Consider the following 12176-nt stretch of genomic DNA (forward strand, 5'->3'; position numbering starts at 1 on the left):
CGCATAATGCTCCTTTAATGCAAAAAAATATGCACCGTGATATGTGGGAACTCTCTTTAATAAAGACGATTTTAGAAAAGCCAGAGTTTATTGACCATATTTTAGATGTAATTGAACCTTCACTATTGCAATTCCATTCACGAGAATTCTCAGCAGCATTAGCTTCAAAGCTCGATGACCCTGACCTGATGGCAATAATGATTGATGAAAGTATTGTCTCACTCAAAGATGAAGAGTCTCTAAACGCAGAGTTGTGTACATTTTTAACGAAGTATTATGAGAGAGAGTTAAAAAAGGTAAATATAACAAGCAATATTAGTTTTGAAGAGAAGGCATTCTATATTAGAAAATTTCGTGGTAAAATTGCGAAACTTAAACGCAGTGAACTTGTCTCATTAGATAATTAAAAAGGAAAAAAATGAAAGCGATAGCCCTATTTAGTGGAGGTTTAGACTCTGTACTTGCAATAAAACTTATGAAAGATCAAGGTATTGATGTTGTAGCTATAAATATAAACACAGGTTTTGGAAGTACGAAAGACAGATATGAACATATGCAAAATATGTGTGATCAGGTAGGTGCAGAGTTTAAAATCATTGATATCCAAAACGAGTATTTGCAAGATGTTCTTTTTGATCCAAAACATGGTTATGGAAAACATTTTAATCCTTGTATAGATTGTCATGCGAAGATGTTTGCTGTTGCAAAACGGGTTATGGATGCTGAGGGTGCTTCATTTTTGATTAGTGGTGAGGTAATGGGGCAACGCCCAATGAGCCAAAACAAAGATGCCTTACAGACTGTTCTAAATGAGAGTAATTGTGATGGACTACTTTTGCGTCCGCTTTCTGCAAAAAGACTTGCTCCTACTCTTGCAGAAATAAATGGTTGGGTGGATAGAGAAAAACTTGAAGGTATAACAGGTAGAAGTCGAGAGAGACAACTCGCTCTTGCTCGTGAGATAGGACTTAAAGATTTTGAATCTCCAGGTGGGGGATGCCTTTTGACAGATGATAACTTTGGCAAAAAGATGTTTGACTTTATAAAGTATGATACTTTTGAAGTAAAAGATATTCCTGTTATGAAGCATGGGCGTCACTTTCGTCTTAAAGATGGAGCAAAATTTGTTGTAGGTCGAAACAAAGAGGAAAATGAACACCTTCAAAGTATTGACAATGACAAGTATTATCACATAAAAACAGTAGGTATTCCTGGTCCTCATGGACTTTTAAGTAAAAATGCAACACAAGAGGACAAGGAATTTGCTACAAAAGCAATATTGGCCTATACAAAAGCTAAGCCTGATGAGAGTTTTATTGTTGCCTTTGATGGCGAAGAAGTTACAGCGAGTGCATTTGATTCACGGGATGTGATGAAACCATATACTATTCAATAATTTTTTTGTTATACTAGTATAATATTTTATTTTATAAGGTGAAATAATGGCAGGAATACACTTCTCTTTTGACAACTTTAAGCAGTTAATGAAGCTTAATATTGGAATATCTGATCGTTTAGATGAAAATCGTGCAGAGAGTTTTACGCTGCTATATTGTGGTTTTGATGGTATCTCAAGTGAGCTTGTTGAGAGTTCATTACTTGATATTTTAAGAACATCAGATTCTATTGTAAATCATGAGGGTGATTACTTTTTTGTGCTCCCTTATACAGATAAATATGGCGCAGAAATAGTTAAAAAGATGTTTGATGAATTTTTTGAAAAATATCTTGACTTTTTTATGCTCTCTTATCCTGCTGATGGCGAAACAGCAGAAGAGCTTTTTGCTGCTATGCAAGATAGCGTAAGTACTTTTTATAAAAAAGATTTGCACTGTTTAGATAGATTTGCTAAACAATATGATTAAAAAGCCTTTTTTGTAAATTTATAATATTTTGAGTTTTTATAGAAGGAGATTGCATCCGCAATCTTTTGCTCATTATAGACTTTCTTATCGCAAACCCACCTACATCTTATTTTTGAGTTATTTATAGCCGCTCTGTTTTCTTTTGTAAGTTTTGTATCATATATATGTTCACAAAACAGTGTCATTGGCAAGAGTAAAAATAGTAATTTCTTCATAGGTACAATATCGGAAAAATTATTATTATATTAAGGGTATTCTTAAATAAAATGGAACAATACGTGCTATGTTTTCTAAAATACTTTTATATAAAGAGAAAAAGTTTAGGGGAAAATGATGATAGCGTTGGATATAAAACAGCAAAACAGCGATAAAACTTCACCATTAAACTTATCTGTTAAAGAAGAGAAACCACTTCTCTCTTTTGCTTCTTTGCTAAACGCAGTCAAGGATATACATCTAAAAGGTGATAGTCTAAAACCTTCTGATAAAGCCTCAAAAACTTCTAATAAAAGTGATTTCTTATCTTTATTGAAAAATCAACCAGAAGAGACTCTAAATCCTCAACTTACGGCTTCTATGAGTTCTGATGAAGTAAAACAACTTGTCTATCAAGCAAAGAAATATATAAAATCACAAATATATAGTAGTGATGCTTTTAAAAAACATGAAATAGCCTCTCTGCCAAAGAGTTTAAAGGGACTTACTCAGGTTGCTAAGAAAATTGGTATTGATATATCGAAAATAACGCTTGAAAAAGTGCAGGAATATTCACTACAGAGTAAAGAAGAGCCAAAACTGAAGCCTTTAAAAACATCGGCTGCGTTTGTAGTAGGAGAAGATATTTCCGAATCTAAACAAAAGAGTGTCAAGAAGAGTGTTGCTTTTAGTACAGTGCAAGAGGATAAAATAGTAGTAAAACCAAAATCCTCAAAAACATTGACTGTGTTTAGTGATGTAAAAGAATCTCCAAAAGAGTTCAAAACTCCAACTCCTAAAAAGATAGTACAAAAACAAAAACTTCAGGAGACTCCTCTTTTTAAGGCACAGCAAAAAACTGAAATATCAACGCAAGAGCTTGTAAATGTCAAAACACTCAAGCAAGAGCCGATACATAAAAAAGAAAAAGTACAAAACAGTTTAGAACTGCTTCTACATAGAGATAAATCATCACAAAATAGTACTACTGTCACGCCGCTTACAGCTGACTTTTCAGTTGCAACTGTAAAAGTGATAGCGCCAAGTTTGAAAAGAGTACCTACAAAGAATTTAGAAGCACTCTTAAAAACTCCAAAGAGTAAAAGCGAAGAGACAGATACAAAAACAGAAGTGATGCATGCTTCAAAGGCAGATAGTTTTGAAGTGAAACTACATGAAGCCAAACAGATGGTAAAGTATCTCTCTCATGATATAAAAACGGCAATAGAGGACTACAAATCTCCTTTTACAAGAGTAAAAGTTCAGTTGAACCCACAAAAACTAGGTGAAGTAGATCTAACAATTGTACAGCGTGGCAAAAATTTGCATATTAATTTAAGTTCAAATAATGCAGCAATAAATACTTTGGCTATGAATGCAAATGATTTGAAAGTGCAATTGAATAATAGTGGTATAAATAATGCTTCATTAAACTTTAGTAATAACTCTCAATCGCAGCAACAACAACATCAACAACAAAGAGAGCAGGCTCAAAATGAGTATAACTATTTTGAGAATGAAGAGAAAAGCGAAGAGATTCTAAATTCGCTCGAAATTGTAGTGCCACACTACGTATAAGGATGAAAAATGGCTATTGATGCAACAGGAAATAATGCAGCTTTATCAGCAGCAACTGCAGGAAAAACAAATAATCCAAAAGGTGTTTTGGGTAAAGATGATTTTATGAAGTTACTTTTAGTACAACTTCAATATCAAGATCCTACTGACCCAATGGACAGTGAAAAGATTTTAACACAAACATCACAACTAGCAAGTTTAGAATCTGCAGATAATACGAAAGTGGCACTTGAAAAACTTTCGGCTTCATTAGGAAATGCACAACAATTTTCTACAATCAGTGCTATTGGAAAAACTGCTGATTTGGGTAGTGATGCGATTGCTCACGATAAAGGAAAACCTACAACTTTTGAGGTCTATTTTCCAAAAGATGTACAACAAGGTAGTGTAGTGATTACGGATGCTAATGGAAAAACCATTAAAACATTGGATGTTGGAACAAATAAAGCAGGTGTATATAAGTTTGATTGGGATGGTTCTAACAATAGTGGAACTGAGGCAAGTAGTGCTGTGTATCATGTAAACGCAACTTATACAGATACTAATGGTGATAAACTTAAAACTCGACTTGGTGCATATCCTATTGAAGCGGTTCGATTTGAAAAGGGTGTTGCCCTACTTAAAGTAGGATCTAATTATGTGCCTCTTAAAAATATAAAAGAAGTTTACTAAAAAAAGTAAAGCAAATGAAAGGAAAGTAACCATGATGACGCAAGCTTTTTACAGTGGTATATCAGGGGTTAAAACTCACTCTGCTGGTATTGATATAGTTTCAGATAATCTTGCAAATGTTTCTACCGTGGGATACAGAGGAAATGATTATGAATTCTCTTCACTGTTTGATACTATGGTTAATACGACAGAGGGAAGTGTCAATAGTACAGTAGGTATTGGAACACAGCTAAGCGCTACGCCTATGATGGAAGGTATTGGTTCAGAGATTTTGTCTGATAGAAGTACAGATATGGCTATTTTAGGTAATGGTTGGTTTGGTGTACAGGGAGAAGGAAAGCCTCTTTACACTCGTGATGGAAACTTTACTTTTGATAAAAATGATGACTTGGTTACGCCAGATGGTTATCATGTACTTGGTACTATGGGTGGAAATATTAAAGATGGTGTTTTAACAAAAACACTTTCAGAGATACCTCTTGGTAGTGTTGCAGCACAAGAGAAGTTAAATTTTCCAAAATCACTAGCATATCCTCCAGAAGCTTCAACAATAGCAAAGTTTGATGGAAATATTGGTACAGAAACGAATGTTCAAACTATGGGTGCTACTGTTATAGATGCAAATAGTGATAAAAATGATTTACGATTAGAATTTACAAAAAAAGATATTCAAAATCCTCCTGGTACACAATGGAATGTGAAAGCTGTTGTAAAAAGTCTTGATGGAAAAACTGTTTATGATACAAAAACAGGAAGTGTGGCTTTTGATGAGAGAGGAGCTCTTATCTCTTCCACACTCTCTACAATAAACAATAATGGCTCTACTGTAAAAATTGATTTAGGAACAGGTTTTAATGGGGTTGTTTCTATTGGTAATGTAGAGACCAGTTCTTCTAGTGTAGCAGATGGAACAATAGGTGGAGATCTTCAAGGTTATGACATCAATAGAAATGGGGAAGTAGTAGCAACTTTTACGAATGGGCGTCAAAGTAGTGTAGGTAAGATTGCGGTTTATCATTTCACAAATGAGCAAGGTTTAAATCGTCAGAGCGGAACACGATTTAGTGAATCATCAAATAGTGGACAGGCCATGTTTTTTAAAGATGCACAAGGAAAAAATATTTTAGGTACAGATATTACAAACTTTAAGCTAGAAGGTTCAAATGTCACTATGGAGTATGGTTTGACAGAGCTTATTATTTTGCAACGTTCATATGATGCAAATGCAAAATCAATTACAACAGCGGACCAGATGATGCAAAAAGCACTGAATATGGGTGCTTAGAAAATTTTACAAAAGTGGAACACTTTGTGCTACAAATTCTTTAATAAAATAAAGGATTTCTTATGTTAAAATCACTTTTTTCTGGCGTATCTGGACTACAATCTCATCAAATCGCGATGGATGTAGAAGCAAATAATATTGCAAATGTAAATACAGTAGGTTTTAAATACTCTCGTGCAAATTTCTCAGATCTTTTGGCACAAACAAGGTCAATAGCAACTGCACCACAAGGGAAGCTTGGTGGTAAAAATCCTGTACAAGTTGGTCTTGGCTCTACAGTCTCTTCAATGACAAGAATTTTCTCTCAAGGTTCCATACAAAATTCAGATAAAAATACTGATGTTGCCATTCAAGGTGATGGTTTTTTTATCATCTCTCCTGATGCAGGAAATACATATAAATATACACGTGATGGAGATTTTAAATTTGATGCGGGTGGAAACTTTGTTGACAATAATGGTTTTATCGCCCAAGGTTGGCTTCGTGATACAGATACAGGTAAGGTAGATTCTACTGCACCAATTAAAAACATTAATATTGCGCCAGGGCTTACAACACCAGCACATGCAACTGATGAAGTTGTTTTAAAAGCAAATCTTAATTCAGGACCACATGTCAAAAGTTTTTCTCATGCATATAAAATAGATGATAATGGAAATGTTACTGATTCAAATGACCATGTTGTTCCATCTGGTGATTTAGGCGTTCTTTTTAATAGTAATGGAGATGCTTTTGCTTTAAAAAAAGATCAAGGTATTACTTTGACAGTCAACGGTACTGATTATGATTTACAATATGATCCAGCAGATAACAGTAATGATAAATTTACAACTTTAAAAGATTTGACTGATGATATACGTGATCACATTACAGCTGCATCTTCAACAGCAAAGGTAACAGTAACAGACCAAGGAAAAATTAAAATCGATAACTCTACAGCGGGTGGTAGTGATTTGGACATTAAAATAAAAGGTTATGTTGACGCTGCTAATAATGTTACTGAAAATCCAAGATTTACGACCACTATGAGTGCTTTGGCTGCAGTTTTACCAAATACTACAGGATCAATATCATTTTCTCAAGATATAAATGCAGCAACACACTCTAGCTCGATTGATATATTTGACTCGCTTGGTACAAAACATACATTACGTTCATCATTTCGTAAAGTCTCGGCAAATAAATGGAGTATGACATTAACGGTGCCAGATCCAAGTGAAATTAGTGCAACTGCCCCTAAAAATCAACAAGTAGGAGATATTACTTTTAATAATGATGGCTCTATTGCTCAATATAATCCGGGTTCAATCTCTTTTACAGCGAACAATGGTTCAAAACCATTTCAAACAGTAAAACTTTCCTTTGGTACGCCAAATAAATTTGATGGTATGACAAGTTTTGACAGTGATTCAGCAACTTCCGGAATCTCTCAAGATGGATATACTGGTGGTGATTTAGTTGGTATTAGAATTGATCAATCTGGTACATTAATTGGTTCATTTTCTAATGGGCGCTCTTTTGGTTTAGCACAAATTGCTATGGCAAAATTTACAAATAATGAAGGACTCTCAACTGAGGGCGGTAATGTTTATATTCAAACCGCCAATTCAGGTGATCCTATCATTGGTACTGCGGCTACTGCTGGGCGTGGATTCATCCAGTCTTCTGCACTTGAAGCATCAAATGTTGATCTCTCTCGTGCACTTACACAGCTCATCATCATCCAGCGTGGTTTTCAGGCAAATGGTAAAACTATTACCACTTCAGACCAACTTCTTCAAACTCTCATCGGATTAAAACAGTAATTCAACCCTCTTTTGCTATAATCTCTTCATTAAAAATGAAGAGGTTATACCCATGCAATTTTCTGCTCCACTAAAATCAAACTCAAAAAAAGTAATGTTACTTGGCTCTGGTGAACTTGGTAAAGAGGTCATCATAGAAGCGCAGCGTTTAGGACTTGAAACTATCGCAGTAGATAAGTATGAAAACGCTCCTGCACATCAAGTGGCTCACCGTGCACATGTTGTTAATATGCAAGATAAAGATGCTCTTTTAGAGATCATTCGTCAAGAGAAACCTGACTATATTTTGCCAGAAGTTGAAGCTATAAGCATCGCTGCACTTTTTGAGGCTGAGGCTGAAGGTTTTAATGTCATTCCAAACGCAGAAGCAGTAAACAAGACGATGAACAGAAAGAACATTCGTGTTTTTGCGGCAGAGGAGTTAGAACTTAAAACAGGTCCTTATAAATTTGTAACAACACAGGAGGGTATGCTTGAAGCTGCAAAAGAGCTTGGTTTTCCGTGTGTAATCAAACCTGTTATGAGTTCGTCCGGACATGGACAAAGTATTGTAAAAAGTGAAGCAGATGTGCCAAACTCTTGGGAAATAGCAAAAGAGGCTCGTGGTGATGCGAGTGAGCTCATTGTTGAGGCGTTTGTTGATTTTGATTATGAGATAACAATGCTTACTGCGCGTAATGGTAAAGAGACTGTTTTTTGTGAACCAATAGGTCATGAGCAAAAAGATGGTGATTATGTATTTTCATGGCAACCGATGCAGATGAGCGAAAAAGCGAAACAAAATGCACAGGATATTGCGAAAAAGATTACTGACGGACTTGGCGGTCGTGGTATCTTTGGAGTGGAGCTTTTTGTAAAAGGCGATGAGGTTTACTTCTCAGAAGTAAGTCCGCGCCCACACGATACAGGAATGGTAACACTCATCACGCAAAGTCAGAGTGAATTTGCACTGCATCTTCGTGCGGTACTTGGTCTGCCTCTTGGCTTTACATTTTATGGAGATGGGGCATCTGCTGCGTTTAAAAGTGAATCAGAGGGCTTTGCTCCTGTGGTAGATGTAGATGACAGCCTCTTTAGTGCAAACTCTTTCGTGCGTGTATTTGGAAAACCAGAAGCACACAAAGGACGTCGTTTAGCAGTAGCACTTGTCTTTGATAGAGTAGAGAAAGCTTTAGAAAAAGCAAGAGAGCTTATTCAAAAAATAAAAGATGCCTAAGTTGAAGATAGTTCTTTTAGATGCCATCACATTTGGCAATATCTCTTTAGAGTGCTTTTCTCAGTTTGGAGAGGTAGAAATTTTTGAAAAAACACTCCCTGAGCAAACACAAGAGAGAATAACAGATGCAGATGTTATTGTGACAAACAAAGTTGTTATAACGCAAGAGCATATTGAAAAGACACCATCATTAAAACTTATCTGTGTTGCAGCAACTGGAATGAATAATGTTGATTTAGAAGGAGCAAAAGCACATAATGTTATGGTGAAAAATGTTGCAGGATACTCTACAGATTCTGTGGTACAACACACATTTTCTCTTCTTTTTTACCTTATTGGTCACTCAAGATATTATGATGAGAGTGTCAAGAGTGAACGCTACTCAAAGAGTGGTATCTTTACAGATGTAAGCCATCCATTTTTTGAGATAAAAGGGAAAAAATGGGGTATTATAGGACTTGGAACAATAGGGCGTGAGGTCGCAAAAGTAGTCACTTCTTTTGGTGCAGAGGTAAGTTACTTCTCCACAAGTGGTATAAAGAGAGAGGAGTCATACCCATCTATTTCACTTGAGAGATTGTTAAAAGAGTCCGACATTATCACCATTCACGCACCTCTGAATGAACAAACAGCTAATCTTTTAGATTATGATGCGTTATCAAGTTGCAAAGAGGGAGCCGTCGTACTCAATCTAGGACGAGGTGGCATTGTCAATGAAGAGGCAGTTGCTAAACTTGTAGATGAAAAAAATATCTCTTTTGGACTTGATGTCTTTGAAAAAGAGCCTCTTCCTCTTGAGAGTCCACTCTTAGCAGTAAAAAATAAGAATAGACTCTACATGACACCACATATCGCTTGGACAAGTGTAGAGGCGAGAGAGAGACTTATCGCCTCTGTGTGTGAAAATATTCAGACGACTTTGTAGGAACTTATTAATAATGAACTTGTGTGATGTTGTTGAAATATCAATGATATTACAAAAACAATTCAAGAGTATAAATCAAAAGCTGACATCGTTGTTAGATATTTTGGCTTAGAAGATGAAATTGATACAAGGAATGTTTCAAGGCTTACTTATGAATGAGTTTATTGAGCTAATAGATGATAAGTTGAAGCTTAGTTTACAGTGGTATAATTATAATATTATATGAAAAGGGGTATAGAATAGAAGACTGTAATGATTTAATAACTGTGGATGAGATTAAAAAACTTTACACTTTTGATAAACTCGGAGAGACTATTGAAAAAGTAAAACCACACATAAGAAAAGAACATTGCATTGATAGCCGTTGCCCAAGCAGTGTAGATGAGTATTCTCCTCGATTATCGCACAATGGCAAAGAAGTTTTGTTAGGTTTAAGTGCTAATGGAATACCAAGTTTATTAGAACATTGCTGCATTATGAATGAATATTGCTATACGCAAAGCAGACAGAAAGTTGTTATTATTCACAATATTACTCTTAAAAAAAGTTTAAGAGGCAATAAATTTTTATCTCAAATGATGCAAAGACAAAAAAGATTTTATAAAAAAAATAATTTTAGAAGAATAGTGCTAACAGCTACAAATAGTGGTCTTGTCGTTTGGCATAGATTGGGTTTTAAATATATGCAAAAAAGAGATGAGTTGAAAATTCTTAAAAATTTAAACGACTATCTAAAAGAAGTGCATAGTATTACAAAACGCTATAAAAGTATTCAAGAGGTGGAAGCAAAACTGCTTTATGGAGATGATGAAACAGAGAACTTCACAGATTGGTTAATGAGAAAAGACATCAACCATATCAAGATGATTATGGAGCTTTAAAATGAAAAAAGTATATGCCTTAACCATTATGCATGAAAGTGAGATAGATTTTCAGTGTTTAATTTCTGAAGATGGAAAATATTTTAGAGTTCAAAAAGATGAACTTGATTATGAGACCATGATAAACGAACTTTTATCAAATGGTTATACTTCTGTTAAACAAGTAGATACTGAAAAAATTACACATGGTGATTATGTGTATGAAAAAGCAGTATATGAAGAAGAACATAAAGAGTTTCATACTCCCCAAGAGATTTATGAAGCTCTTTTAGAAGATGGTTTTGATTGCAAATTAGAATCGCAAGACAACTTCATAGATGTATTGGAATTTAGTATAGATGGGCAAGATTTAGGTATAGAAGTTATTACAGCAACGAACAAAATGAAGATTACAACAGCAGCAAATTATCTTTTTAAGGCTGCCAATAATGAAGATTATGAACCAGTAGAGAGAGAAAAATCTGGCAGTTATAGTCTTGTCCTTTCTGACACACAAACAAATAGCTCAATAAAAGAGAGTATTTTACATATACTTAATGAGTTAAAAAACATGAGAATTGATGCTGAAAAGTTTTTTAAAAAAGGGCATTACTACTCATTTCTTATGAGCTTTATAGATATAGCTTCTATGAGACATTTAGAGATATTAACATTGAAAGTTGGTAAAGGGGAAAATGATAAAATATCCTTAAACAAGCAACAACTTTTGCAGATAAAACAGGCAGTAGAAACCATACAAACAAGTAAAAGCTTTGATTATAAAAAAACACAAAAGGATTGGCTTGATGCTTTTGAAATAAATGATAAACAAGAGCGAAAATTTAAACTTCATTCTTTTGATGGTTTTAAGGATGAGGGACAACTGAGAATTTGTTATGTTGAGAGTGAAGAACTATATCGAAAAATACAAGAACATAGCCGAGATGTTATAAATTTCAGAGGGCATTATATAAGTGCAACTCGAACAGTTAAAATAGAGTCTGCTACTATTGTAATAGAAAAGAGTAATAATGATAAGGAATGTTCATGACGGATGGAAAGTTGAACCATTAAAAAACAATGTTATTATTCAAAATGATTATGCCTTCAAAAGTAAAGCATTTAAGAGAGATAGATACAATAATGGCAATCTTCAAATTTAACAACGATAGTTTTGAAAAAGTTGAGCAGACACAATTTTCAAATGAAGGTATCTTAGAGAGACAGCATATTCAAAATGCCCTCAAAAAACAGATAGATGTTATAGCTCCCGATATACTTATAATCTCTGAAGAGTTTTCAGAGTGGAGTGATAGCAAGAGAAGAATAGATTTACTTGGTGTTGATAAAGAGGGAAATATAGTAGTAATAGAACTCAAACGCACTGAAACGGGTGAGCATATGGATTTACAAGCCATAAGATATGCTTCAATGGTTTCAACTTTAACATTTATCAGAGCAGTTGAGATATTTAGTAAGTATCTTCAAACGATTGAGAGCGAATTAAACGCAGAAGATGAACTATCAAGTTTTGTTGGCGATAATATAGAAAACTTTGCGTCTGATGTGAGAATAATCTTAGTGTCAAGTGATTTTTCAAAAGAACTTACAACTTCTGTTATGTGGCTAAATGAAAGAGATTTAGATATTGTAAGCCTCCCCTTAAACCATACTAGTTTAAACGGAACAATTCATCTCTAAATTGTACTTATCTAAATATTCAATGGGGCTTAACTTACCTAAAATTGAGTGAGGTCTATAATTATTGTAGTCAT

At 34.6% G+C, this 12176-nt stretch carries 12 protein-coding genes and 1 pseudogene; all 13 read left to right on the top strand.

All coding sequences use genetic code 11. The annotated features are described in order from the left end of the window. Nucleotides 1–407, top strand: a pseudogene (locus tag MV589_RS08670) (DNA primase); the annotation flags it as partial. An 11-nt stretch (nucleotides 408–418) separates the two neighbouring features. Beyond that, nucleotides 419–1396 carry an argininosuccinate synthase domain-containing protein gene (locus tag MV589_RS08675; RefSeq protein WP_297433933.1) on the top strand — a complete coding sequence of 326 codons (978 nt, stop codon included), beginning with the start codon at nucleotides 419–421 and terminating at the stop codon, nucleotides 1394–1396. A 46-nt stretch (nucleotides 1397–1442) separates the two neighbouring features. Beyond that, complete coding sequence (locus MV589_RS08680; RefSeq protein WP_297433935.1) at nucleotides 1443–1865, top strand: hypothetical protein; 423 nt, start codon at nucleotides 1443–1445, stop codon at nucleotides 1863–1865. Nucleotides 1866–2195: 330 nt separating this feature from the next. Then, complete coding sequence (gene fliK / locus MV589_RS08685; protein ID WP_297433937.1) at nucleotides 2196–3638, top strand: flagellar hook-length control protein FliK; 1443 nt, start codon at nucleotides 2196–2198, stop codon at nucleotides 3636–3638. Nucleotides 3639–3647: 9 nt separating this feature from the next. Further along, complete coding sequence (locus MV589_RS08690; protein ID WP_297433938.1) at nucleotides 3648–4310, top strand: FlgD immunoglobulin-like domain containing protein; 663 nt, start codon at nucleotides 3648–3650, stop codon at nucleotides 4308–4310. Between the two features lie 31 nt (nucleotides 4311–4341). Beyond that, a complete protein-coding gene (locus tag MV589_RS08695; RefSeq protein ID WP_297433940.1) occupies nucleotides 4342–5595 on the top strand; it encodes a flagellar hook protein FlgE in 1254 nt (417 codons plus the stop codon). A gap of 62 nt (nucleotides 5596–5657) precedes the next feature. Continuing rightward, nucleotides 5658–7400, top strand: coding sequence for a flagellar hook-basal body complex protein (locus MV589_RS08700; RefSeq protein ID WP_297433942.1), 1743 nt, complete (start codon nucleotides 5658–5660; stop codon nucleotides 7398–7400). A 52-nt stretch (nucleotides 7401–7452) separates the two neighbouring features. Next, entirely contained in the window at nucleotides 7453–8616 is a 1164-nt protein-coding gene (gene purT, locus MV589_RS08705; RefSeq protein ID WP_297433944.1) for a formate-dependent phosphoribosylglycinamide formyltransferase, read from the top strand. 1 nt (nucleotide 8617) lies between these two features. Then, on the top strand, nucleotides 8618–9541 hold the full coding sequence (locus tag MV589_RS08710; RefSeq protein ID WP_297433946.1) for a D-2-hydroxyacid dehydrogenase: 924 nt from the start codon (nucleotides 8618–8620) through the stop codon (nucleotides 9539–9541). Nucleotides 9542–9807: 266 nt separating this feature from the next. Continuing rightward, nucleotides 9808–10422 (top strand): hypothetical protein, encoded by a 615-nt coding sequence (locus MV589_RS08715; protein ID WP_297433949.1) that lies wholly within the window; start codon nucleotides 9808–9810, stop codon nucleotides 10420–10422. Between the two features lies 1 nt (nucleotide 10423). After that, entirely contained in the window at nucleotides 10424–11452 is a 1029-nt protein-coding gene (locus MV589_RS08720; RefSeq protein WP_297433951.1) for a hypothetical protein, read from the top strand. Continuing rightward, nucleotides 11433–11564 (top strand): hypothetical protein, encoded by a 132-nt coding sequence (locus MV589_RS08725; RefSeq protein ID WP_297433953.1) that lies wholly within the window; start codon nucleotides 11433–11435, stop codon nucleotides 11562–11564. The genes MV589_RS08720 and MV589_RS08725 overlap by 20 nt, the downstream gene beginning before the upstream one ends. After that, nucleotides 11545–12102, top strand: coding sequence for a PDDEXK family nuclease (locus MV589_RS08730; protein WP_297433955.1), 558 nt, complete (start codon nucleotides 11545–11547; stop codon nucleotides 12100–12102). The genes MV589_RS08725 and MV589_RS08730 overlap by 20 nt, the downstream gene beginning before the upstream one ends. Nucleotides 12103–12176: the final 74 nt, after the last annotated feature.

It is taken from the genome of Sulfurimonas sp. (assembly GCF_026991475.1).
Lineage (GTDB): Bacteria > Campylobacterota > Campylobacteria > Campylobacterales > Sulfurimonadaceae > Sulfurimonas.

Coding starts and splice junctions, on each gene's coding strand:
- MV589_RS08675 (WP_297433933.1), top strand. CDS start 419: ATGAAAGCGATAGCCCTATTTAGTGGAGGTTTAGACTCTGTACTTGCA.
- MV589_RS08680 (WP_297433935.1), top strand. CDS start 1,443: ATGGCAGGAATACACTTCTCTTTTGACAACTTTAAGCAGTTAATGAAG.
- fliK (WP_297433937.1), top strand. CDS start 2,196: ATGATGATAGCGTTGGATATAAAACAGCAAAACAGCGATAAAACTTCA.
- MV589_RS08690 (WP_297433938.1), top strand. CDS start 3,648: ATGGCTATTGATGCAACAGGAAATAATGCAGCTTTATCAGCAGCAACT.
- MV589_RS08695 (WP_297433940.1), top strand. CDS start 4,342: ATGATGACGCAAGCTTTTTACAGTGGTATATCAGGGGTTAAAACTCAC.
- MV589_RS08700 (WP_297433942.1), top strand. CDS start 5,658: ATGTTAAAATCACTTTTTTCTGGCGTATCTGGACTACAATCTCATCAA.
- purT (WP_297433944.1), top strand. CDS start 7,453: ATGCAATTTTCTGCTCCACTAAAATCAAACTCAAAAAAAGTAATGTTA.
- MV589_RS08720 (WP_297433951.1), top strand. CDS start 10,424: ATGAAAAAAGTATATGCCTTAACCATTATGCATGAAAGTGAGATAGAT.
- MV589_RS08725 (WP_297433953.1), top strand. CDS start 11,433: ATGATAAGGAATGTTCATGACGGATGGAAAGTTGAACCATTAAAAAAC.
- MV589_RS08730 (WP_297433955.1), top strand. CDS start 11,545: ATGGCAATCTTCAAATTTAACAACGATAGTTTTGAAAAAGTTGAGCAG.